This is a genomic window from Chryseobacterium sp. 2P (assembly GCF_059579425.1).
Genome location: NZ_CM184194.1, coordinates 210,651 through 234,533, shown reverse-complemented (window position 1 = coordinate 234,533; position 23,883 = coordinate 210,651). Strand labels below are relative to the sequence as shown.

Here is a 23,883-nt window from a genome sequence, read left to right as displayed (position 1 = left end):
TTTCAAAAGAACTTTAGTTCTGGCTTAGCAAAACAATATTTAACGAAGCGTCAGAAATATTAGCTACTGCTCCGTCAGAATACATATAAAGTCTTAACTGATCGTTTTTGTTAAAATAGGCAATTCTTGTATAAAGCATTGTCCAGCGGTTTCCCGAGTTGGTATTCCAGATTCCCTCCGGAATATCTGAATTATCAGTATGCACCGCCTGAAACACATTTCTACTTGGGCTTCCATCTACAAGTCTGATACTCGATTTGATGAGATATGTTCCCGAACTTGGAACAGTATATGTGCTGGTTGCAGGACTCCAGATTCCTCCGCCTACATTTTTAGTTACGGTTGAAAGAGGAACCGTTGTAAAACCACCGGAATTGATACTAGCCGCTGTTGCAGAACCATTTCCGCTTCCCAGTGAAGCAATAAAAACCGCTGTTCCTGTTTTAGCAACTACAGATTGCCATGCGGTACCATCAAAATAGTAATATCCAACCGTCGCGATCTGTGCTGTTGCAGATACCGTGGAACCTCCTGTAATATCTGTAACATAAAGTAAAGCACCTACATGACTGGAGTTATACCCTGTCTTTGCATTCAGCTGAGCCAACGTTATTCTGGGCGCTCTCATTCCGTCTGCTTTGGTAACGGTAGAAGCCACACCATTTACATCCAGAGTCATTTGCGGTGTAAGCGAATTGATTCCCACATTCTGAGCATTCGCCCGACTCAGAAATACAATCGATAGAAATAAAAAAAACTTTTTCACGGCACAAAAATTAGCAACTGCAAATATATAACATTATTAAACACCATAAATTCTTATAACTGACTAAAATAAAATTATATATGAATTTTTATTAATATTTAATTAAAATAAAACAATAATTAATGAAAAATAACAAATCCAATAAATATAAAAATGAAAAGTGAATTTTGAATCAATCTGATTATTTTTGAAAAATATTACCTCAACAATGAAACCGAAAGCCATCTTTAACTGGAGCAGCGGAAAAGACTCTGCCTTAGCTCTGTATAAAACTTTAAAAGAAGAAAAATTTGATGTTATTTCTTTGCTGACAAGCATTAATAAAGAATATCAGAGAATTTCCATGCACGGCGTTCATGTTTTGTTACTGGAAAAACAGGCAGAAAGTTTAGGCTTTTCTTTAATTAAAATGGAACTTCCCAAAGAACCTTCTATGGAAGAATATCGCGAAATTATGGGCAGAACCATGACGGAAATACAATCTCAAGGCGTTACGCATTCTATTTTCGGAGATATTTTTCTGGAAGATTTAAAAAAATACCGAGAAGAGCAACTGCAATCGATCGGGATGGAAGCTGTTTTTCCATTGTGGAAAATCAATACCACTAACCTCATCCACGAATTTTTAGATCTGGGTTTCAAAACGATTGTTACCTGCGTGAACGAGACTTATCTCGACAAAAGTTTTGCAGGAAGAATTATTGATAAAGACTTTATTAAAGATTTACCGAAAAATGTAGATCCCTGCGGAGAAAATGGAGAATTTCACACTTTTACTTTTGACGGACCTCTTTTTAAAAGTCCTGTTGAATTCGAGATCGGGGAAATCGTTAAAAAAACATATCCAAAACCGAAATCTGACGAAACCGAGACTGGAGAATACGTTTTCTGGTTTTGTGATTTGATTTTAAAATAATTCCTGTGTTTTTCCGTTTTTGTGTAAACTAAACAATGAGACCTTATCTTAGAATTGAAAAACCCTGTGAAGAATCTTTGAAAAACATGCACACGATTCCGGAAGGAAAATTCTGCGATTTGTGTTCGAAAAAAGTATACGATCTTACCAAGCTTACTCATTCTGAAATTTCATGTATCGCAGAGCAAAATCATGGCAAAAAGTTCTGCGGAATACTCATTAACAAAGAGCCTGAACAAAAACGGGAAGAAACTTTTTCAATTCCTGAACACATTTCACACAGAAAAAATACTTTTACAAAAGTTGCAGCAGGAATCGCTTTAACGGCAAGCGTAATGAATACGCTTGCTGCGCAGACCAAAGATGTTGCAAAAACTCAGGTCATTCTTACCGGAAAAAATTTATCCGCAGAAAAAATTCAAAGAAAAAACACAGAAGGTGGCGAAAAATTAACAGCCTCCGGAAGAATTGTAACCAGCGAAGAAGGAAAGCCAATTAAAGCGTATGTAAATTTAATCACCATTAATAAAGTATATTCCACCGAAACTAACGAAGACGGTTTTTATTCACTGGAAATTCCTCAGGAGTTAGCTCAGGAAGAGAATTATCTTTTGGAATTCAGCCCTTTTTCTTATAATTTCGATCAAAAACTGAAAGTTTTCAGCAGAAATGAAATCACACAAAAGTCCGTCATAAAACTTCCGGATAACGGAATTTATAAAGAATTAGGTGAAGTAAGTTTCGGACCGCCTTATGCAGAAGAAAATTCTGTCATTTTTCTGCACGGAAAGCGATTGGATTATAAACTTTTCAACAAAAGCTATTCTTTGTACAGCAGCAAATACTCCATTTATTACATTCCAAAACCTTTTACTAAATTTTTCACAGAAAGCGATCTGGTAAAAGATATTTTTATTGTTTTTGTAAAATAATTATTTCTGTAATTTTTCTTCACAAGGCATAAAAATTGCTTCCCAAAAGAAAAACAATAAATGATTAAAAATTTTCTCTTTTCTACTCTTTCTGCTTTTCTTTTTATCGGTCTAATTTCATGTGAAAAGGAAATAAAATTCATCCCCTCTGCAAAAATAACTGACCGACAGGCAATTGCAGACAGCACCATGATTGCTTTCGAAAAAAGTCTTCTGAAAAACCAGATCGATTCTGTTTTCAAAAAATATCAGTTTAACGGGAGTGTCGCTGTTTTTAAAGATTCTGTTGAGTTGTACCGAAAAAATCAGGGTTTTGCAGATTTCAAAGATCAGTTAAAGATTAATGACAGTACTGTTTTTGCCATCGGTTCTGTAAGCAAGCAATTTACCGCTGCTTTAATTCTGCTTCAGATGGAACAGGGAAAACTGAATGTAGACGATAAAGTTTCAACTTATTTAAAGGAGTTTCAAAACAAAAATTACGAAAATATTACCATTCATCAGCTTCTGAATCATACTTCGGGACTGAATACTTTAGGCGGAAAGCTCCAGTTTAAAAGCGGAACAGATTTTTTTTATTCCAATGACGGTTTTAATACTCTGGGAAAAATTGTGGAGAAAGTTTCGGGTAAATCGTATGACGAAAATATTCTGGATTTATTCAAAGAAGCTGGAATGAATCATTCTTCAACCGCAACCTCTTTTGAAGGCGAAAACTTTGCCGGAGCTTTTTTAGGCAACCAAAAAAACTTCGAAAAAATCCAGAATATGCCGAAAAGACTTGCCGGTAAAGACATCGGAGTTCCTGCAGGCGGAATTTTATCCACCATTAACGATCTTCATGCGTGGAATAATGCTTTATACAGCGGAAAAATCCTCCGTCCTGAAACACTGAAAAAGTTTGAATCTAAAAGCGCAGAAAGACATCATGCGATTTTCGGGAAAATGGGTTACGGCTACGGAATTATGAGCAACATCGGGAAACCGTTGGCATTTTTTCACAGCGGTTATGTTAAAGGTTCTCCTTCATTAAATATCTTTTATCCGGAAACAAAAACTTCGGTTATTATTCTTTCCAATATTTCGGATGAAGAACAGGGAAAAGGATTTACTTTTAAACCTCACGTTGAGATCAAAAAAATCACAGATGCTCTGGAAAGTACCATTTCGGAGATGAATTCTTCAAAAGGAAATGCAATGAAAATGTAGATTATTCAGAAGAAAGATTCAGAAAGTTTTTCATTTTTTCTAATGATTTTTTATGTTCGAAAAAATTCATAAGACCGAAAATAATCATTACCTGTATACAGTAAGGAAGAACTAACGTTGCCAGAACAAAAATAATTTCGCTGTGATCGTTAGTTCTGAAAAACAGATACGGATAAATACCTTTCTTGGAAATGATCTGTGCCATTGAAGTCATAGAAACAACCAGTAAGCCAGTATTTTGCTGATACATAGAATAAAAAAGTCTGCCTCTGTATTTAAAATCCTGTTTTACATATTTCCAGATTTTACGATTAAAAAACCAGACTCCAAAAGTAAACAGAACGAACAATCCATTTTGTATTTTGAAAAGACTACTGTAAACTTCCTCATTATTGGCTAAAAAAATTAAAAGAATATTGACAGCAAAAGAAATCAATCCCAATAACAATGATCGTTTAAGAATATTATTGTATCTGGCTTTCGCTATTTTTTTTACAATAACCGGAATTTCTTCACTGTAGAAAACAGAATATTTCGTCATTTTAAATTCACTTTCCCACAATTTCTGGGTTTTATGAAAAGCTTCCTGAAAATTTAAATTTTCTTCTATCTGAATATCAGTAACCTGAGAAATCATATGATCTTTCACTTCCACTAAAATATCAAGAGGAAGTCTGTGAAAAATAAGATAATCTGTAATCTCCTTTTCCTGTTCTTTAGTCATCATTTTAAAAATTTAAATCAAAACATTAATTTTCTTTGAGTTGAAATACAATAACTGAAGCTGAACCGCCAAAGAATACACCGACAGAAATTTTGAAACATTCATATCCATTATTTTCCAGTTTTCCGCTGTTATAAAAGATCCAAAAGCAAATATCAGCACTCCGAAAAATAGATTTCTAAGCAGTAAAGGATGAAAGCTCATGGCGATATAATTGGAAAATTTCATCTTTTTAGTAATGAAACTATATGCCAAAAGAATTGCTAAGCTCCCCAATAATACAATCTGAACTGTAAAAAAAACATCCGTATTTAAAAACATCATGCATGTTGCTGCTGTTGCAAGAATGAAAGAAAGAACGGCAATCTTTCTAAACCTCTGCTGTAAAATAACTCTTTCGATTCTGGCTATTTTTTTGAACGAAAGAAAATCTGCGTTTACCATTTCCAACTCATTCTTCCAACTGACTTTAGCTTTCAGAAAAGCTTCGGAAAAACTTAAGCTCTCAAACAGCATCAGATGACTGATCTGAGAAATAAAATGATCTTTCACTTCAGCTAAAATCTGGGCAGTCAGCTTTTTTGAATTTAAATATAATTCTATTTGATGTTCCTGTTCTTTGGTTATCATATATTAAAAATCGTATTGAGGTTAAACAAATAATTTTTCATTTCCGTTTCCTGCTCTGCCTGTTGTTTTTTTCCTTTTTCGGTCAGAAGATAATATTTCCGGTCTCTTCCGTTGATCTTCTGGATTTCAGACAAAATCATTCCTTCCGCTTCCAGCTTATGCAAAAGCGGATACAGCGCACCTTCCGTCATTTCCAGTTCGCCCTGCGTAAGTTCTTTCGCGCGCTGCGTGATCTGGTATCCATACATCTTTACTTCCTTGGCAAGAAGCTTAAGGATGATGTTTTGGAGGGTTCCTTTATAAAGACTGTTCTTTTTCAATATCTCATCTTTTATACCTAGCAAATCTATACATAATTTTCTTATGTATTATAATTAATTTTAAAATTCTTAATTTCAATGAATGAAAAAGATGTACTTCATCGCCATCTATCCGCCACAAAATATTATCGAAGAGGTTAAAATCTTCAAACAGGACTTTGCATTAAATTTTGACAATTCCAAAGCTCTGAAAAATGAAGCGCACATTACTTTGTTTCCGCCGTTTTCCAGAGAGGTCACTTTAGAAAATGACATTCTGGAAGCTTTCCAGAAGATTGATACCGCTGTTTCTCCTTTTGAAATTGAACTGAATGGTTTCGGAAGTTTTGCCCATACTAAAAATCCCGTAGTCTTTGTGAGACCTGAAAACAATGAACAATTAAATGAACTTTATCTTCGTGTGAAAGAGATATTCAACTTTATGAATTATTCTTTCCACCCTCATGTAACGGTGGGTTTTCGAAATTTGACGTGGGAAAACTATCTGAAAGCATGGGAGAAATATCAAGACAAAGAATACAAAACTAAATTCTTAGTTGACAAAATTACTTTGCTTCGTCATGATGAAAACTGGATTCCTATTGCAGAAAAGAAATTGGAACTGCTTTAAAATTATGATTCAAAAAAATTCATTCTTAAAAGTCTGAAAGTTCATATCTTTGAAGCAATGATTGCAGAGAAGATTATTTTAGGAATCGACCCGGGAACAACCGTAATGGGTTTTGGGATTATTTCCATAAAAAAAGGAAAAATGGAAATGATTTCCATCCATGAATTATTGCTGAAAAAGTATCCGAACCATGAAACCAAACTTAAATATATTTTTGATAAAACTTTAGCGCTGATTGACGAATTTCATCCTGATGAAGTTGCTCTGGAAGCTCCTTTTTATGGGAAAAACGTTCAGAGTATGCTGAAATTAGGTCGTGCGCAAGGCGTTGCGATGGCAGCAAGTCTTCACAGAAATATCCCGATTACAGAATATTCTCCGAAAAAAATAAAAATGGCGATCACCGGAAACGGAAATGCCAGTAAAGAGCAGGTTGCAGGAATGCTGCAAAGTCTTTTAAATCTGAAGGAATTCCCTACAAAATATCTCGATGCTTCCGATGGATTGGCAGTTGCCGTGTGTCATCATTTTAATTCCGGAACAATAGCCGATACAAAATCTTACACAGGCTGGGAAAGTTTCTTAAAACAGAATCCGGATCGGCTGAAATAAAAAATCACTCACAGATAAATATTTTGTGAGTGACTGTTTTGTTTATTTTGATTTATATTCTTCAGGAGTAATTTTGAAATCTGCGGTTGGTTTTCCGTTCTTATCGTAATACATATATACCATCGTTACATTATTATCCCTGAATTCTTTAATGTCCGGTGATGTTTTTATGACTTTCAGAGCACCTTCTTTCGCATTGACTTTGAAACTTTCGATTTCTTGAGGAGTTACACTCTCTTTTACATCATCGGTAAGCGTGTAATTGTACTTAAAAATTTTTCCGGGCTGTACAGAAACGCTGTCAAGACGAACTCCATCAGCAAGATTCTGAGGTGTTGTTTTATTAATATTTGCAGCGACTTCTTTCAGATCATCATCTATTGATTTTTCTTTTGTACAGGAAACAAGCGTAAAAGAAGCCAATGCCAGGGAAAGGCAGATTACATTTTTCATATTCTGATATTTAGTGATTATACATAAAGATAAGAATATTTTATTTAATAAATTTAATTAATTGATTTACAGTAAAATAATAAAACAAACCCATATACTTGGTAAAACATAATACTATCTTTTACATTGGTATGATTTTTAGTAGTACATTTGTATAAATTTTTCTATCATGAAAAACAACCAACAAACTATAAATCAGGTGAATCATAAAATAAACTGGTTCCAAAAGTTTCTGATGGTGTGTTCCGGAGGAAACATTCATATTCTGAGAAAAACACCGAGCGAATGGAACAAGTTCGCAGGGATCGGAGGAATTGTACTTTTTACCGCTGTATTTGCAACGCTTTCCGCAGGTTACGCCATGTATACTGTGTTTGATGACATTTGGACAGCGATTGGCTTTGGTATTTTATGGGGATTGATGATCTTTAATCTGGACCGATACATTGTTTCTTCCATCAAAAAAACAGGAACATGGTGGAATCAGATGTTAATGGCAATTCCAAGATTAATTTTAGCGACTTTTTTAGGAATTATCATCTCAAAACCTCTGGAACTTAAAATTTTTGAAAAGGAGGTAAACAAACAACTGAATACGATTATTCAGAGAAATAAAAAACAGCTTCAGGGCGAAATGAACGGAAGAATTCTTCAGCAAAGCGGACCTTTCGAAACTGAAAAGAAACAAATCTCCGATAAAATCGCCAGCTATCAAAAATCGTATGATTCTGCTTCTGTAGAGCTCGAAAAAGAAATTTTAGGAAAACAGTCCGGATTAACCAGCGGAAAAGAAGGCTTCGGGCCTAATGCAAAACGTAAACAGGAACTGAAAGAACAGAGAAGACAGGATCTGGAAAATTACCAGAAACAGGTTGCTCCAAGACTGGAATATTTAGATAAAGAAATTTCTAAAGTGTACACCAATCTGGAAACCGAAAGAAAATCCACAGAAACCTTTGAAGATAAATTCAACGGGTTTGCGGCAAGACTTCAGGCTTTGGACGAATTAGGAAAAAACTCTGCCATCATTGGTCTCGCTGCCACGTTCATTATGGGGCTTTTTATCTGTCTTGAAATTTCTCCGGTTTTGGTTAAATTAATTTCCCACGTCGGACCTTACGATTATCTTTTAGAAAAAACAGAAAACGATTTCAGGCTGTACGCTAAGGAAAAAGTGGAAAAAGGCAATGCGTTAACAGATTTCAGGATCGACGACTTTAAAGACAATCTTCAAAAATAACCCGTTACTATTATTAAAAACGAAACCTTTCAGCAAGTTCTGAAAGGTTTTTTATTAATATAATAAAAATATGTAGAATAATATCTACCTTTACAGGACCTAATTAAAACTAATCTATTCATCATGAAGAAACTTGTATTCGGATGCACTCTGCTATTGAGCATTGCATCTACTTCTATTCTAAAAGCACAGGCTACAGAACCTTTCTTAGGACAAATCGCATTCGTACCTTACAATTTCGTTCCGAAAAACTGGGCTGCCTGTAACGGACAACTTTTATCGATTTCGCAAAATCAGGCTCTGTTTGCTCTTTTGGGAACAACTTACGGAGGTAACGGGACTACTACATTCGCATTACCTGATATGAGAGGAAGAGTTTTGGTACACGAAGGACAGGCTCCGGGAGGACCTACCAACTACACGATGGGACAAAGCGGAGGAACAGAATCTGTAACACTTCAGGTGACACAAATGCCGCCTCACTCACACACAGTAAATGCTGTAACGGCAGACGGAAACCAAAATTCTCCTACGAATAATCTTCCTGCAGACACAAAAACGCTGGACAAAGAATATTCTGATGCAAGCGCAAACACTACTATGAAGTCTACCATGATTAATCAGACAGGAGGAGGACAACCACACGAAAACAGACCACCTTTTGTGACTTTGAAGTGTATTATTGCTCTACAAGGTATTTTCCCTACCCAATTCTAAAATATCAGCATGAAAACTTTTTACCTATTATGCCTTGCTTTAGGAAGTTCGGTTTTTGCGCAGACAATTACCTTTAATGGCTGCCATACTTTGTTTGATGCCAGTAATACTTTTGTTTTTACAAAAACCGGTCTTGATGCTTATAATAAAGGAATTTATATTACCACTCCGGTAACAGGAGATCAGGATTGCGGAGGATTGGGAACCTGCGAATTTAAAATTCAGTGGAATAATGCACTATCAAGATGGGAATTTCTTGCAGATGAGGGAAACGGGACATTCACAAATCCGAATCTGATCTATTATAATTCTACAGGAAACAATAACTTTGTATCTAATCCACCAGCGATAACTTTTGGAACCTGGGTTGAAAATACAGCCGTTACAAACGGAGCCTGCGGAGGAAATCTTACGACTTCCAATGCAACAATGACGGGTGATCTGCACAGTACATCTCTTGCAACTTCTGATGTGAGAAACGGTGCTTCTGCCATTCAGATCTTTCCTAATCCGGTTGCAGAAATTATCAGAATTTCCGGTATAAAAGATGGCAAATCTGTCCAGATCTACAATATGGCAGGACAAATTGTGAAATCTGAAGAATTTAATGAGAAAGTAAATGTTTCTGAACTGAGTGCAGGAATCTATCTTCTGAAGATCAATACTAAAAACTTTCAGACTCACGAATTTAAGTTTGTAAAGAAATAAATTTTACCCTTAAAATTATTGAGCCTTCGCCAAAAGCGGAGGTTTTTTATTAAAAATAAATAATTCACAATTTCTAGATTTTTAAAGAATAAGAAGATATTTTTTATATATTTGAGCCGAATACAAATCAAAATCAATCTATTATGAAAAATCTTAAAAAAATTTCAAGACAAAGCTTAAAAAGCATCAAAGGAGGATTCAAAATGTGTGATGCAAATCAGGAAAACTTCGGATGCGGTGATGCAACAATTTTTTGTTGCGGGCCCGGAGGATGCAGAAGAATTGCTGATCTTCCACCGGGATCTTGTATTGTCTCTCCGTTCTAATAAGATTGGAAGCCATTGCTATTGCAGTGGCTTTTTTATTAATTATACAATAAAATTAATATGCCTTCTTCTGTTATTCTTAATTACGTTTACTTTCCTGAAACTGAAATCTTAAGAATTATCTATCAGTCAGGTTCCGTTTATGATTATCTTGAAGTTCCTGCTGATATATTCGAGAGATTTCGTTCCGTTCAATCAAAAGGTCGGTTTCTGAACTACGTAATCAAGCCAAAATTCAGTTTTAAAAAGATAAAATAAAAGCTACCTCAACAAAATTGAGATAGCCTTAATATTATTTTTTGCTTATTATACTCTGTTATAAAGAATAATTAGGGGCTTCCTGCGTGATGATGACATCGTGTGGATGAGATTCTTTTAATCCGCTTCCTGTAATCATCACCATTTTTGTATCGTTCTGTAAAGCTTCAATATCTTTAGCACCACAATATCCCATTCCGGCTCTCAGACCTCCTGTTAACTGGAAAATCACTTCTTCCAAAGATCCTTTACTTGGAACCCTTCCTTCGATTCCTTCCGGAACGAATTTCTTAGCCTCACTCTGGAAATATCTCTCTTTTCCTCCTCTCTTCATCGCAGAAAGACTTCCCATTCCCTGATAAGTCTTGAATTTTCTACCCTGGAAAATGATTTCTTCACCCGGAGCTTCATCCGTTCCTGCCAAAAGCGAACCTAGCATTACTGCTCCTGCTCCACTTGCAATCGCTTTTACGATATCTCCAGAAAGCTTGATTCCACCGTCTGCAATTACTGCTACGTTCTTCGTTTTTGCGTATTCGTAAACATTGTAAATTGCGGATAACTGAGGAACTCCTACTCCTGCAACCACTCTCGTTGTACAGATTGAACCGGGACCAACTCCTACTTTCAGAACATTGGCTCCGGCTTCGATTAAATCTTTAGCCGCTTCAGCCGTTACTATATTTCCTCCAACGATATCCAGATCAGGATATGCCTGTCTTATTTCTTTAATTTTATTTAAAACTCCGATGGAATGTCCGTGAGCAGAATCGATACCGATGATATCAACACCAGCTTTTACAAGTGCTTCAATTCTCTCCAGTGTATCTTCTCCTACTCCAACTCCTGCTCCAACGATTAATCTTCCGCTCTGATCTTTGTTAGCATTTGGATATTCTAACTGATTGTCAATATCTTTAATGGTAATTAATCCTACCAGTTTATTTTCAGCATCTACGATCGGAAGCTTTTCCACTCTGTTTTTAAGAAGAATTTCTTTCGCTTTCTCCAGATTGGTATTTTTATCAGAAGTAATCAGCTTTTCTTTCGTCATGATCTCTTCTACCTTCATCTCAAGATTTTCCTGATATTTTACGTCTCTGTTGGTAATGATCCCGATTAAAGTATTTTCGGCATCTACTACAGGAAGTCCTGAAATTTTATATTTCGCCATTGTTTCTTTAGCCTGAGCCAAAGTATGATCTTTTGAAAGCGTAACAGGATCTGAAATCATTCCGTTTTCCGAACGCTTTACACGATTAACCTGTGCAGCCTGTTCAGCGATCGTCATGTTTTTATGAATAAATCCTAAACCGCCAACTCTTGCCAGTGCAATTGCCAGTTCAGCTTCTGTAACGGTATCCATTGCAGCGGAAACAATCGGAACATTAAGCGTAATTTTGTCGGTAAGTCTTGATTTTAAAGAAACCTGATTAGGTAAAACTTCTGAATAAGAAGGGACTAGAAGCACGTCATCGAAAGTGATGGCTGTCTCTACAATTTTGTTATGAATAGACATCTTTACTTTCTTGCAAAATTAAGGTATTTTACCGAAATACGAAAATCGATTTTAATAGTTTAAATAAAACTTAATAATCAATACATTAAATCAAAAAAAAACGTTCCTTTTTATGAAACGTTTTTTTGTACAAAGACAATTTGGGTATATAATATAAATATGAAATGCTATTTATCGGATGCCGAAGCAATCATTTTTGAAATATCATTGGCTGTAAAATTTCCGCGAACATCTAAAAAAACAAGCTCTTTGTCTGAATTTACAGTAATCAGCATATTTTTAATAACATCATCTTTCTGTTTCACGCGGATATTTACATTTTCTCCATTATGTTTTATGGTTGCCCATTCTTCATAATTATTGTTGTTTAAATACTTTGCAAAATCATTCAGCATCGATTTATCTCCGTTTTCAACAGTCAAAACTTTAATTTTTGAAACTTTTCTGATCAGGCGGATCATCTCTTCGTTATCTTCACCATCTTCCCTTAATGCTTTTTTAATAACAGGTTTTGCTAAAAACATCGGAACATTGATGGTAGTAAATTTTGCTCCTTTAAAATCGTTTCCCGAATCTGAAAAGTAAGCCATCTTACCCGTTCCCGAAGAAACAATACAAGACTGTAACATGAACATTGCACAAGCAACAAAAAAAAGGTTTTTTAATATTTTCATGGCAATTTGGATTTAAATTAAATTTTTAGTTGATGGGTTTTAAACTTCCTCCTGACATTTTGCTGATGTCTGAAGTAATTTCCGGATTTCCTCTGTATCGGATGGTTCCGCCTGATGAAGCCTTCGCTTTTAATTTATCGGTAACGTTTACAGAAAGGCTGGATCCTGAAGTTGATTCTGCTTCCACCTGTTTTACCTGAAAATCTTCACCTTTACATACTGCACCGCTGCTGATATCGAAAGTTGCTGTTCCGGCTTCTCCCTCAAGACTTGTATCAGAACCGCTTGATCCTTTAAATACTAAACTTCTGGAATTTACCTCAACTTTTACGCTTGTTCCTGAAGACGCTTCTACTAAAGCATTATTTGAGATATTAAACTTCCCTTTCACTACAGAACCAGAAGATGCATCAATGGTAAGATTATCTTCTTTTACAGAATTAATAGTGGTAAAAGTTGCTCCCGAAGACGCTTTAATATTATCCATTCTTGGCGAAGAAACATTGACACTGATGTTTTTAAACTTTAAATTTTTCTGCCCTTTGTTATCCACATAAACTCTCAGAACACCATTATCTACTTTTGTTACAATATACTGAAGCTTATCGGCATCGGCAATTACCTTTACATTGGTAGGACTTTCCTGTTTGAACACCAAATTTACACCTGTACTCACCTGAATTCCTGAGAATTCGCCCACATTTCTGGATTCGCCATTCAGATAGGAAGAAGTATTTTCCGAAGTGAGGTTATTTCTGGTATTGGTAACCGGATTTGTTTTTGTTTCTGTAGAATTGATGATTTTATTGATATCATTCATCGAAAGTTTTCCGTCCAGTTTTACCAGAATGTTTTCTTCTCCTCCGCTATCGATGCTCAGCAAAAGATCATCCAAAATTCCGTTTTTCTCTTCCGCCGAAAGAAATTTAATCTTAGCACCGTTACTGTTCATTGTCATAATTTCACTGTACTTCAGATTGCTTAAATAAGAAGAAATGTCTTTGTTGATTTGCGACAGCTTCTGTCCTTTGGAAGAGCTTCCGTCCTGTGGCTTTTCGGCAATGAAAACTTTCAGTCCGTTAATTTTGGATAATAACGGTTTGATCTGATCCAGTTCAGCATCTCCAAGATCCAGACTGCTTAACATTCCGAACATCGGTTTGGCAATTTTAATGGAGGTTACTCCTTCCACTTCCTGATATTTATCAAAAAGCTGATCTAATTTATCTTTTTCCTGCCCGTAAATATTAAAGAAATGGGAAAAAGCGAGTGCAAATATTATGAATATCTTTTTCATGAGTCAATTTTTATTTTTGATTATTATTGCCTGATCAGGTGCATAATCTTTAAGGTTAATTAATAATCGTCGTCTACGACGGCTGGTTTTGCTAATTTTTCACTAACGTTATTTGCAAATATTTGAAATGAATACTTAGTCACGTTGATTGCTTCTTCTACATTTTCGATTCTTTTTCCGTTGACGATAACATAAGAATCTTTATATCCTGTAGAATCTGAAGCTTTAGAGGAATTATAGACATACTTCGGTTTTCTTTCTTTCTTCAGCCTTCCTCTTTTGGGTAAAATTTCATCCAGATAATCTTTGTCGGCAACCGGATTTTCCTGAAGTACAGAATCTTTTTTTGCTCCGGAAACTGAATCATTCGGCAGATTTACCGCGACCTGTTCCGTATGTTCACTATTTTCCTTGATAAAATTATCTTTTTGCTTTTTTATCTGATTTTCAACTATCTGAGCCTGATTTTCTACATCTGAATTTTGAGTATATTTAAATATCAAACCAACACTCAAAAGCAAAACTACACTTGCAGCCATCCAGAACCATTTCGGGAACGATGGTTTTGTTTTCGTATCAATCGGGATAACCGGTGTTTCATTTTCCTGATTATCCTCTTCTTTTCCTTGTGCTTTTTTCAGAAAGTCATCAAAATCCCAGTTTATTTTTTCTTCCTTTAAATTATGGAAGATTTCTTCGTATTTATCTTGAAATTTTTCGTTGCTCATAGCTCATCAATTGTGAAATTTGTTCTTTTACTTTTTGTCTTGCCCGCATAAGATTCACTCTTACTGCATTTTCCTCCATTTCCAGCATTTCGCCGATTTCCGAGACTTCATATTCTTCTACATCTTTCAAATGAATTACCATTTTCTGTTTCTCCGGAAGCTGATTAATGAAACCGATAATGTGTTCCTTTAAATTATTGACTTCCATACTGTAAAGCTCGGAACGGTGTAGCTGCATATCTGCAAATCCTAACTTTACATCGTGATGCTTCAGTCTGTTAAGGCATTCATTCCGGACCGATTTCAGGGCATATGATTTTAAATTCCCAAACTGCTCCAGCTCATCTTTCTTCTGCCAGAATTTAATCATAAGATCCTGCACCACGTCTTCTGCTTCATCACTGCTCATGACAAACCTTTTCGCAAAGCGATACATCTCATCTTTGAGAATGAATACCGTACTTCTGAAAGTTTCTTGAGTCATAAGTTTTGTTTCTATAAGTAAGACAACCGGATTTTACATTTTATTACATTAAAAATAAAAAAACTTCAAAAAAATTTGAAGTTTCCTTTATTGATCGTATTAATACGCATCAAAAATATGTTTAAAAATAGCCTTATCTTCATCGGTTAAAGGCACTTTTCTTCTTGCCATTGCCCGTTCTGCTACTTCGTAGGCTTTGTCTAATTTAAATTTCTCATCGCCTTTAAAACCGCCCCACGAAAAACTTTCCACCAGATTCGGCGGGAAACCCTCTTTGAAAATATTGGAAGCAACTCCAACTACAGTTCCTGTATTTAGTTGTGTATTGATCGCTGTTTTAGAATGATCTCCCATAATTAAACCGGCAAACTGCAATCCTGTATCTTCAAAAGATTTTGTTCTGTAGTTCCACAATTTTACAGGAGCGTAATTATTTTTAAGATTGGAAGAATTGGTATCTGCTCCCAGATTACACCATTCTCCGATCACTGAATTTCCGACAAAACCATCATGACCTTTATTGGAATATCCAAAAATAATAATATTGCTGACTTCTCCGCCAACTTTACAATGAGGACCAATTGTCGTTGCCCCATAAATTTTTGCACCTAAATTAAACTTAGACTCTTCACAAAGCGCAATCGGGCCCCGAAGATTACAGCCTTCCATCACCTCAGCATTTTGCCCGATATAGATCTTGCCTGTTTTTGTATTGATGGTTGAAAATTCAATTTGTGCTCCTTCTTCTATAAACAGATCTTCTTTATTCCCTAAAAATCCATTGGTTGAAGAAAGTTCCTGAGAAACTCTGCCTTTCGTAAGCAATGCAAAATCGAAATCTATAGCTTCTTTATTATAAGTAAAAAGATCTGTAGGTTTTTTAAAGAAAATAAGTTCTTCCTTAATGTCCGTCATTTTTTCGATCTGGTGCAGAGAAAAACCATCCATATTGATTTTTGCAGCGACCAATTCGTCTTCATAAACCAATGCTTCTCCCTGTTTCAGATCTTTGATCTGCTGAATCACATTTTCTGTCGGTAAAAAATTCGTTACCAGAAAAAGACTTTCTTTTTTTGCTGGTTCTGGAAATTTTCCCTGCAGATACATTTCCGTGAAGAAAGAAATCTCGGTGTTTTCTAAAATTTTCTGCCATCTTTCAGAGAAAGTAAGGATTCCGCATCGCATTTCTGCAACGGGACGTGTAAAAGTAAGCGGAAGAAAATCTTCCCAATATTGTGCATCTGAAAATACTAATTGCATCGTTCAGTTTTTAGTTTAAAATGAATGTTTAACGTCTAAACAAAAATACAATAAAAAAGTCCTCCGGAAACCGAAAGACTTTTAAATATTATGATCACAAAAAAATTACTTAGCGAATTTTTTGTATTTGTTCATGAACTTATCAACTCTACCTGCAGTGTCAACTAACTTCACTTTACCAGTGTAGAAAGGGTGAGAAGTTGAAGAGATCTCCATTTTGATCAATGGGTATTCTTGTCCTTCGTACTCGATAGTATCTTTTGTTTCTGCAGTAGACTTGCAAAGAAACACCTCGTCGTTACTCATATCTTTGAAAACAACAAGTCTATAATTTTCTGGGTGGATTCCGTTTTTCATAATACAATTTTTAAAAAATTAAAGTTTGCTTTCGAAATAGTAATGGATATTTCTCTGCTAATTTTAGGGTGCAAAAATACAATAATTTTTTAAAATTACAAATAGACAATCAATATTTTTTTCTTCATAAGAAATTCAAAGTATTTTCGTTAAATTTGAAATCTATTTAAACTTTAATTTCGATGAAATTCAAATTATTACTGGCTTTTTCTTTCTGGATGCTTGTTATGGCTGTATCTTGTAATAAGGACGACATCAGTTTCGACGCTCCTTCTCAGGAACTAAGCTTTTCCAAAGACACGGTTTTCTGCGATACGGTTTATCATCAGGTTCGTTCAGAAACATATGCGGTAAAAGTATATAATAATGAAGACAAAGATATTCTGATCCCTCGAATTCACCTTCAAAAAGGGGCTACTTCTCTGTATAAGATCAATGTGGACGGAAAACCGGGATATGATTTTAAGGATGTCCCGTTAAGAAAAAAAGACAGTCTGTATATTTTCGTTGAAATTGCACCGGAAGCGAGCGGTCCTGAAGCGATTGCCGAAGATAAGATATTATTCCAGAGTCCTGTAGGACAACAACAGGTTGTATTGTTCTCTGTGGTTCAGGATGCGGAATTTTTTATAAAAACACCTACGAATCCGAATATTATTACTTCCGATGCAACATGGAATAACAATAAAGCTAAAATTATCTACGGAGATTTGACGATTGACCAGAATGTTATTCTGAATATTCAACAGGGAACAAAAGTCTATTTTCACAAAAACAGCGGAATGAAAGTACTTTCGGGAGCCACACTGAATATTAACGGTACTTTAGCCAACAATGTTACACTTCGCGGAGACAGAAATGATCCTGCCTACGATACAATTCCTAAAAACTGGAATTCTATTAAAATGGAAGCAGGTTCCACCCTTAATATGAATTATGCAAGGCTCTTCGGAGGAACAAAAGGTCTTGACATGAAACAGACCAGTGCCAATATCAGCAATTCTTTTATCCACACCTTTCAGGAATATGGAATTTATGCCGTTGCTTCTACAATTACTGCAAAAAATCTTGTGATGAATAATTGCGGAGAATCTGCGGTAGGAATCTTCAAGGGAGGAACGCATAACTTTACCCACTGTACGATTGCCAATTATTCGGATCTTCTGCATTCTTATAACCGAAACGGAATCTTAGCCGCTAATGAATGGACGAATACATCCGGAGTGAAAGAATACGGAGCACTGATCTTTAATTTAAGAAACAGCATCGTGTATTCCGACCGTGACAATTCTGTTAATTTTGAACAGACTCCGCCGAATTTATTTAATTTTACCATTCAGAACTGTCTCATTAAATATTCCGGAACTTCGGAAGCCGGTTTTGATTTTAATACAAGTCCGGGAGTTATTCAGTCTCTTAAAAATTTGGATCCGCTGTTTGTTAATTATTTCGCAGCCAAGATGAACCTGAGGGTAAAACAGAATTCTCCGGCAATCGGAAAAGGAAGTACAGCTGTTGCGGCAACTGTTCCAACAGATATAGCCAATGTTTCAAGAACTTCAAATCCTACAGTGGGAGCTTATCAATACTTTTAAAAAATGGATTTTGATATTGTAAAAATCGGGGCTTTTGCCGTTTTAATTATTGTGTATCTCACGGTAAGAAAGCTTCTGAAAAGATTTGCAGATTTTACTGCGAACATCGGAGATTCTGCCTATCATGAAGAAGAAATAAAAACACTGGAAGAAAAAATAGTTGCATTAGAAGAAAAGATCAATAACAAACCATAAATGGAAATTACACATCTGCAGCAGCAAGTTGACGAATGGATTAAGACCATTGGCGTTCGTTATTTCAATGAATTGACCAATATGGCAATGTTGACGGAAGAAGTAGGCGAAGTGGCGAGAATCATCGCCAGAAGATATGGAGAACAAAGCGAGAAGGAAAGCGACAAAAGTAAAGATTTGGGCGAGGAACTGGCAGATGTTTTGTTTGTAACGTTATGTCTGGCCAATCAGACCGGAGTTAATCTGCAGGAAGCTTTTGATAGAAAAATGAAGATCAAGACGGATCGCGACAAGGACCGCCATCAGAATAATGAAAAATTAAAATAGCCGGATGCCGGAAGTTGGAAGCCGGAAGTTTTTAAACTAAACTTTTCACCTCCATCTTCCAGCTTCGGGCTTTCAACTTAGAAGAATAATGAAGAAGCTAGAAAAATCAAAATTACAGGAAAACAAAACCATACAGATCAGCGGTTCGAAAAGTATTTCGAATCGTTTGTTGATTTTAGAAAGTCTGTTTAAAAATATAGAAATCGGGAATTTATCGAATTCTCAGGACACACAACTTCTGAAAAAAGCTCTGTCTGAAGATTCGGAAATTGTGGATATTCATCATGCGGGAACGGCGATGCGTTTTCTTACGTCCTATTATTCTATTCAGGAAGGAAAGACAACAATTCTTACGGGTTCCAAGAGAATGAAAGAAAGACCGATCAAAAATCTGGTTACTGCTCTGCAAAATCTGGGTGTAGAAATTGAGTATCTGGAAAATGAAGGATTTCCGCCTCTTAAAATTCACGGAAGAAAAATTACGGAGACCAAAGTGGATGTTCCGGCGGATATTTCCAGCCAGTTCATCACCTCTCTTCTTCTGATTGCCGGAAAACTGGAAAACGGACTGGAAATAAATTTAGTCGGTAAAGTGACTTCACGGTCTTATATTGAAATGACGCTCAACATTTTAACCCGATTCGGAATTAAAAGCAGCTTCATCGGAAATACGATCAAAGTTGAAAAATTTGATGTGAATAGTCAATCGTCAATTATCAATTATGAAGTCGAAAGCGACTGGAGTTCGGCATCTTACTTCTACTCTTTTGCTGCGTTGGGAAGAACAACCATTCATCTGAAAAGCTTTTACAAAGAATCTACACAGGGAGACTCGGCAATTGTAAAGATTTATGAAGAATTTTTCGGAATTAAAACGACTTTCACGGAACAGGAGCATAAACTCACGCTTAAGCCAATTGAAGGTTTTCAGTTTCCCGAAAAGATCGTTCTGGATATGAATAATTGTCCGGACATTGCCCAAACGCTTTGTGTAACTGCAGCAGCCCTGAAAATTCCTTTTGAAATTTCAGGATTGGAAACTTTGCGTGTAAAAGAAACCGATCGTCTTTTAGCTTTACATAATGAACTGAAAAAGCTGGGTACGGAAACAGAATTTACAGATTTGACGATTAAATCCATTAGCTTCAACGAACCTCAGGAAAATATTTCCATTGCAACGTATCAGGATCACAGAATGGCGATGAGCTTTGCTCCATTTTGCCTGATCAAAGAATTAAATATTGAAGAGGAAGATGTTGTGGAGAAATCGTATCCGATGTTTTGGGAGGATTTGGAAAATTTATTAATTAAAGAATAATATTTACACATAATATCAATTTATAGTTGTCATTTTGACGAAGGAGAAATCTAAAAACAGATTCTTCATTCCACTGAGTTTCATTCAGAATGACAACGGAGTTTAAATTTACATACAATCAGATGTCACAACATAAAACCATCATCATCACCGGAACTTCCTCAGGAATTGGTTTCGTGTTAGCAGAATATTTCGGGAAAAAAGGTCATAAAGTTTATGGCTTAAGCAGAAAACACACCGAAAGTCAGTATTTTAAATCTATTCCAACAGATGTTACGGATAATCAAGCCGTACAAAATGCGATTGCTGAAGTATTGAAAACAGAAAGCAGAATTGACGTTCTCATCAACAATGCCGGAATGGGAATGGTAGGAGCTGTGGAAGATTCTTCCAAAGAAGATATTTTGAAACTGTTTAATCTGAATTTGGTTGGAGCTGTACAAATGATGAGTGCTGTAATGCCGAAAATGCGTGAAAACAAATTCGGGCAGATCATCAATGTTTCCAGCATCGGAAGTGAAATGGGACTTCCTTTCCGAGGATTTTATTCGGCTTCAAAATCGGCTTTGGATAAAGTAACGGAAGCGATGAGATACGAAGTTTATCCTTGGAATGTAAATGTCTGCTCGCTTCATTTAGGAGATATTAAAACCAATATCGCAGAAAACAGAGTGAGAACAAAGGTTTCAGAACCTTACAAAAATATTTTCGACAAAGTGTATGCTTTGATGAATTCTCACGTGGGCGACGGAACAGAACCTCTGGAAGTGGCAGAATATGTAGATCAGCTTTTAAGCAAAAATAAATGGAAAGCACATTATTATTTTGGTAAATTCGGACAGAAAATCGGGGTTCCGTTAAAATGGATTCTTCCGCAGGGAACTTATGAAAATCTGATGAAGAAATACAATAAATTGGCTTAGTTTCAGTTATTTTAAAAAAAATTAATCTAATGAATATTTAAAAAGTTGTTTGATTATCCGTCATTGATCATAATGCTTAATTTTAACGCAAAGATCGCTAAGATTCTTTTTATATACCAACTGTTTTAAGTTTGCAAAGGTGCTTCGACAAGCTCAGCATAAACTATTCATTCAGCAAAGAACTCAAAGGTTTTTCAATGATGACAAATTACGGACAATCATTAAAAGTTAAGATCATTCCTAAGAAAACTTATTCTGTTATCCTAAATGTATAAAACTTAAGTTTAGCTTACTATTCTTAACTTCTTAAATAAAATCTTAATGGTTTAAAAATGTAACATTGAAATTAATTCTAAAAATATTTTTTGTACTGTTTTGCGTTTTTGTACAGGCGCAGAAGAAGCATTATTTCCTGATCGATTCCGAAACAAAAGTGAAGAAAAAGATAAAAGATTCCGCTTCGGCAGTAAAATTTCTGGATTCCCTGGCTCAGACCAATTACTTTTTTACTCAGCTTAAAGAAGTCAGAAAAAAAGGTGACAGCACTGAAATATTTTACGATAAAGGGAAAAATTTCAACCAGACTTACGTTAATCTTTCAGATTCTATTTCAGATAAAACAAAGCTTCAGAAAGAGTTTTTTACCAAAAATTTAGATTCAACCAAAAAAAGCATCAACAAAAAGTATATTGATGAAGGTTTTGCATTCAGCAGAATAAAATCGAAATACAAAGGTCAGAAAAACGGTTATCCTGTTGTTGAAATCGATATTAATAAAAACAATAAAAGAACCATCGATAATTTCGTGGTAAAAGGGTATACAAGCGTTCCCAAAAGATTCATTAAAAACCTTGAGAAGGAATTTAAAGGGAAAACCTACGACGATAAAAACCTGATTGCCATTAATAAATCATTTCAGAGTCATCAGTTTGTTGCTCTGGAGCGTCCTCCGCAAACCTTATTCACTAAAGATTCCACGAGCATCTACCTTTTCATGGAAAAGAAAAAGACCAACAGTTTTGACGGGGTCATTGGTTTCGGAAACGATAAAACAGACAAATTTACGCTGAACGGAACCCTGAATGTAAATTTCAGAAATATTTTCAATAGCTTCGAACTTATCAATCTTTACTGGCAGAGAAATCCGGATAAAGGACAGACTTTTGATTTACAGACTGATATTCCCTATCTTTTCAAATCCAACGTGGGTCTGAATATGAAGGTGAATATTTTCCGTCAGGATTCTACATTTGCCAACGTAAAAGCTCTTCCTGCATTTTATTACCATCTGAACTCCCGAAATAAACTTGGACTGAGAGGAACTTTCGAAAGCTCCAGCATCATCGATACGTTGTATGTTCAGGGTAAAGATTACAGCAAAAAGGGAATCGGGATCTGGTTTGAAATGGTAGAGCCTACCGATATTGATCTTTTCCTTTATAAAACAAAAATTAACGCCGGATACGATTATTTAACGACCACTTACACCAAAGACAATATACAATCTCCACAGAATCAGTTTTACTTCTTTGGAGAGCATAATTATCATATTAACGGAAATCATTTCCTCAACCTCAAGGCAGAAGGAGCTATGATGGATTCTAAAATCGATTTTTCTGCCAATGAATTGTACCGTTTCGGAGGCTGGAATTCCATGCGGGGTTTTAATGAAAATTCTCTTGCCGCAGATTTCTTTTATTACGGCAGTTTAGAGTACCGTTATCTCATCGGAAGTCAGGCATTTTTTGATGTTTTCGGGCAGTACGGACAGCTCAATAATAAATCTCTGAATGTAAAGCCTAAACTCTACAGTGTGGGGCTGGGTTTTAATTTCTTTATTCCGATCGGGCTAATGAGCTTCCAGCTTTCCAATGGTAACGAGTTCGGAAATCCTTTTAAATTCAATGACATTAAAATCCATTGGGGAATTCTGAGTAGATTTTAATTTCATTTTTTTTCACCATTTCTTTCCCAATCTTTCTGCAATAAAAACAGCTAAAGTTTTATATAAAATTTTATAAGACTTTCCTTTTGTACAGGGTAAAAATTATAAAATTTCACTACCCTTATCATTAATTTGAATAAACAATTAAAATTATAAGCTATTGATAAATAAATGACAACAGTAAAAGTTTATTGTTAAAAATATTGCATATTAATTTAAAACTTATTAACTTCATTGTACTAAAAATTTCACCATGAAAAGATTTAAATTCACTTTAGCTTTGTCTTTAGCCGCCATTGCTGTATCATGTAATTTAAGCGCACAGGACACCAACACAGACAATCATACATTAACGATTTCCGTTCCGGAAGTAGCATTGGTAGACATTGAGCCTGCTGCCAGTAAAAACATTACTTTAGGATTTACAGCTCCAGCTGAAGCCGGAAACCCAATCGTAGCAAACGCAGCCAATACCACCCTATGGCTTAATTATTCTTCCATAAAATCTGTAGCAGATCCTACCCGTAATGTTTCTGTGAAATTAAATGCCGTAATTCCCGGTGTCGATATTAATGTAACCGCAGCAACTGCAACAGGATCCGGAGCCGGAACTTTAGGCACCCCTTCCGCACAGCTTACATTAAGTACTGCAGACCAAACCATCATTTCCGGAATCGGAAGTGCATATACCGGTAACGGAGCCAATAACGGGCATAATCTTACTTACGCTTTAGCTCCAGGAAGTACTCCGGGTGGTGTTGCCGCCTATGCAGATTTAACGGCAGCCGCCAATACTATTGCAACCGTTACATATACGATTTCGGACAACTAACTATTACA

At 35.7% G+C, this 23,883-nt stretch carries 29 protein-coding genes; 17 read left to right on the top strand and 12 right to left on the bottom strand.

Going from position 1 to position 23,883, the window contains the following annotated elements; genetic code table 11:
• Positions 1-13: 13 nt before the first annotated feature.
• Positions 14-766, bottom strand: a complete 753-nt coding sequence (locus AC52CF_RS01125; RefSeq protein WP_214587450.1) for a phage tail-like protein — start codon at positions 764-766, stop codon at positions 14-16.
• Between the two features lie 208 nt (positions 767-974).
• On the opposite strand from AC52CF_RS01125, the gene AC52CF_RS01120 reads away from it, so the two are divergent.
• From AC52CF_RS01120 to AC52CF_RS01110, 3 genes are read left to right on the top strand one after another with little or no spacing between them, the layout of a single operon-like run.
• Positions 975-1,682 (top strand): Dph6-related ATP pyrophosphatase, encoded by a 708-nt coding sequence (locus AC52CF_RS01120; RefSeq protein ID WP_214587451.1) that lies wholly within the window; start codon positions 975-977, stop codon positions 1,680-1,682.
• Between the two features lie 35 nt (positions 1,683-1,717).
• Positions 1,718-2,614, top strand: coding sequence for a peptidase associated/transthyretin-like domain-containing protein (locus AC52CF_RS01115; protein ID WP_214587452.1), 897 nt, complete (start codon positions 1,718-1,720; stop codon positions 2,612-2,614).
• Between the two features lie 60 nt (positions 2,615-2,674).
• Positions 2,675-3,823 carry a serine hydrolase domain-containing protein gene (locus AC52CF_RS01110; RefSeq protein WP_214587453.1) on the top strand — a complete coding sequence of 383 codons (1,149 nt, stop codon included), beginning with the start codon at positions 2,675-2,677 and terminating at the stop codon, positions 3,821-3,823.
• Position 3,824: 1 nt separating this feature from the next.
• Here AC52CF_RS01110 and AC52CF_RS01105 read toward each other — a convergent pair whose 3' ends face one another.
• From AC52CF_RS01105 to AC52CF_RS01095, 3 genes are read right to left on the bottom strand one after another with little or no spacing between them, the layout of a single operon-like run.
• Complete coding sequence (locus AC52CF_RS01105; RefSeq protein ID WP_214587454.1) at positions 3,825-4,550, bottom strand: hypothetical protein; 726 nt, start codon at positions 4,548-4,550, stop codon at positions 3,825-3,827.
• 9 nt (positions 4,551-4,559) lie between these two features.
• Positions 4,560-5,177 (bottom strand): hypothetical protein, encoded by a 618-nt coding sequence (locus AC52CF_RS01100; protein WP_235131692.1) that lies wholly within the window; start codon positions 5,175-5,177, stop codon positions 4,560-4,562.
• Complete coding sequence (locus AC52CF_RS01095; RefSeq protein WP_116099402.1) at positions 5,174-5,497, bottom strand: PadR family transcriptional regulator; 324 nt, start codon at positions 5,495-5,497, stop codon at positions 5,174-5,176. The genes AC52CF_RS01100 and AC52CF_RS01095 overlap by 4 nt, the downstream gene beginning before the upstream one ends.
• Positions 5,498-5,579: 82 nt before the next feature.
• Here AC52CF_RS01095 and AC52CF_RS01090 point away from each other — a divergent pair, with 82 nt between their 5' ends.
• Together AC52CF_RS01090 and ruvC are read left to right on the top strand one after the other, a co-directional pair.
• Positions 5,580-6,107: a 2'-5' RNA ligase family protein gene (locus AC52CF_RS01090; RefSeq protein ID WP_496517739.1), complete on the top strand. Its 528-nt coding sequence runs from the start codon at positions 5,580-5,582 to the stop codon at positions 6,105-6,107.
• Positions 6,108-6,164: 57 nt separating this feature from the next.
• On the top strand, positions 6,165-6,719 hold the full coding sequence (gene ruvC, locus AC52CF_RS01085) for a crossover junction endodeoxyribonuclease RuvC (RefSeq protein WP_076396396.1): 555 nt from the start codon (positions 6,165-6,167) through the stop codon (positions 6,717-6,719).
• 42 nt (positions 6,720-6,761) lie between these two features.
• On the opposite strand, the gene AC52CF_RS01080 is transcribed toward ruvC, so the two are convergent.
• Positions 6,762-7,172: a DUF8479 domain-containing protein gene (locus AC52CF_RS01080; protein ID WP_496517738.1), complete on the bottom strand. Its 411-nt coding sequence runs from the start codon at positions 7,170-7,172 to the stop codon at positions 6,762-6,764.
• A 169-nt stretch (positions 7,173-7,341) separates the two neighbouring features.
• Between AC52CF_RS01080 and AC52CF_RS01075 the strand changes: the two genes are divergently transcribed.
• The 5 genes from AC52CF_RS01075 (at position 7,342) to AC52CF_RS01055 (ending at position 10,421) form a co-directional block, all read left to right on the top strand.
• On the top strand, positions 7,342-8,412 hold the full coding sequence (locus AC52CF_RS01075; protein WP_496517737.1) for a DUF4407 domain-containing protein: 1,071 nt from the start codon (positions 7,342-7,344) through the stop codon (positions 8,410-8,412).
• A gap of 123 nt (positions 8,413-8,535) precedes the next feature.
• Positions 8,536-9,129, top strand: coding sequence for a phage tail protein (locus tag AC52CF_RS01070; RefSeq protein ID WP_214587461.1), 594 nt, complete (start codon positions 8,536-8,538; stop codon positions 9,127-9,129).
• 9 nt (positions 9,130-9,138) lie between these two features.
• Positions 9,139-9,837, top strand: a complete 699-nt coding sequence (locus tag AC52CF_RS01065) for a T9SS type A sorting domain-containing protein (protein WP_214587462.1) — start codon at positions 9,139-9,141, stop codon at positions 9,835-9,837.
• A gap of 143 nt (positions 9,838-9,980) precedes the next feature.
• Entirely contained in the window at positions 9,981-10,163 is a 183-nt protein-coding gene (locus AC52CF_RS01060) for a bacteriocin-like protein (protein WP_214587463.1), read from the top strand.
• A gap of 60 nt (positions 10,164-10,223) precedes the next feature.
• The gene (locus AC52CF_RS01055) at positions 10,224-10,421 is read left to right on the top strand and encodes a KTSC domain-containing protein (protein WP_214587464.1); all 198 of its coding nucleotides are present in this window, start codon (positions 10,224-10,226) and stop codon (positions 10,419-10,421) included.
• Positions 10,422-10,479: 58 nt separating this feature from the next.
• Here the strand turns inward: AC52CF_RS01055 and guaB are convergent, their stop codons facing one another.
• From guaB to AC52CF_RS01020, 7 genes are all read right to left on the bottom strand, one after another.
• Positions 10,480-11,940 (bottom strand): IMP dehydrogenase, encoded by a 1,461-nt coding sequence (guaB, locus tag AC52CF_RS01050; protein ID WP_076396406.1) that lies wholly within the window; start codon positions 11,938-11,940, stop codon positions 10,480-10,482.
• Between the two features lie 167 nt (positions 11,941-12,107).
• Complete coding sequence (locus AC52CF_RS01045) at positions 12,108-12,614, bottom strand: DUF4252 domain-containing protein (RefSeq protein ID WP_214587465.1); 507 nt, start codon at positions 12,612-12,614, stop codon at positions 12,108-12,110.
• Between the two features lie 25 nt (positions 12,615-12,639).
• Positions 12,640-13,911, bottom strand: coding sequence for a DUF4252 domain-containing protein (locus AC52CF_RS01040; protein WP_214587466.1), 1,272 nt, complete (start codon positions 13,909-13,911; stop codon positions 12,640-12,642).
• A 59-nt stretch (positions 13,912-13,970) separates the two neighbouring features.
• Complete coding sequence (locus AC52CF_RS01035) at positions 13,971-14,639, bottom strand: hypothetical protein (protein ID WP_214587467.1); 669 nt, start codon at positions 14,637-14,639, stop codon at positions 13,971-13,973.
• A complete protein-coding gene (locus tag AC52CF_RS01030) occupies positions 14,614-15,123 on the bottom strand; it encodes a GFO_1088 family ECF-type sigma factor (protein ID WP_290265701.1) in 510 nt (169 codons plus the stop codon). The genes AC52CF_RS01035 and AC52CF_RS01030 overlap by 26 nt, the downstream gene beginning before the upstream one ends.
• A gap of 99 nt (positions 15,124-15,222) precedes the next feature.
• The gene (locus AC52CF_RS01025; RefSeq protein ID WP_214587469.1) at positions 15,223-16,383 is read right to left on the bottom strand and encodes a GlmU family protein; all 1,161 of its coding nucleotides are present in this window, start codon (positions 16,381-16,383) and stop codon (positions 15,223-15,225) included.
• A 105-nt stretch (positions 16,384-16,488) separates the two neighbouring features.
• Positions 16,489-16,740 (bottom strand): type B 50S ribosomal protein L31, encoded by a 252-nt coding sequence (locus AC52CF_RS01020; RefSeq protein WP_002976190.1) that lies wholly within the window; start codon positions 16,738-16,740, stop codon positions 16,489-16,491.
• Positions 16,741-16,922: 182 nt separating this feature from the next.
• Here AC52CF_RS01020 and AC52CF_RS01015 point away from each other — a divergent pair, with 182 nt between their 5' ends.
• From AC52CF_RS01015 to AC52CF_RS00985, 7 genes are all read left to right on the top strand, one after another.
• Positions 16,923-18,335, top strand: coding sequence for a hypothetical protein (locus tag AC52CF_RS01015; RefSeq protein ID WP_214587470.1), 1,413 nt, complete (start codon positions 16,923-16,925; stop codon positions 18,333-18,335).
• A gap of 3 nt (positions 18,336-18,338) precedes the next feature.
• Positions 18,339-18,530: a hypothetical protein gene (locus AC52CF_RS01010; RefSeq protein WP_214587471.1), complete on the top strand. Its 192-nt coding sequence runs from the start codon at positions 18,339-18,341 to the stop codon at positions 18,528-18,530.
• On the top strand, positions 18,531-18,857 hold the full coding sequence (locus AC52CF_RS01005; RefSeq protein ID WP_076396420.1) for a nucleotide pyrophosphohydrolase: 327 nt from the start codon (positions 18,531-18,533) through the stop codon (positions 18,855-18,857).
• Positions 18,858-18,945: 88 nt separating this feature from the next.
• Positions 18,946-20,175, top strand: a complete 1,230-nt coding sequence (locus AC52CF_RS01000) for a 3-phosphoshikimate 1-carboxyvinyltransferase (RefSeq protein WP_214587472.1) — start codon at positions 18,946-18,948, stop codon at positions 20,173-20,175.
• 122 nt (positions 20,176-20,297) lie between these two features.
• Positions 20,298-21,098, top strand: coding sequence for an SDR family oxidoreductase (locus AC52CF_RS00995; protein ID WP_375191126.1), 801 nt, complete (start codon positions 20,298-20,300; stop codon positions 21,096-21,098).
• 340 nt (positions 21,099-21,438) lie between these two features.
• The gene (locus AC52CF_RS00990) at positions 21,439-23,043 is read left to right on the top strand and encodes a BamA/TamA family outer membrane protein (protein ID WP_375181269.1); all 1,605 of its coding nucleotides are present in this window, start codon (positions 21,439-21,441) and stop codon (positions 23,041-23,043) included.
• 253 nt (positions 23,044-23,296) lie between these two features.
• Positions 23,297-23,875: a hypothetical protein gene (locus tag AC52CF_RS00985; protein ID WP_375181270.1), complete on the top strand. Its 579-nt coding sequence runs from the start codon at positions 23,297-23,299 to the stop codon at positions 23,873-23,875.
• Positions 23,876-23,883 lie beyond the last annotated feature (8 nt).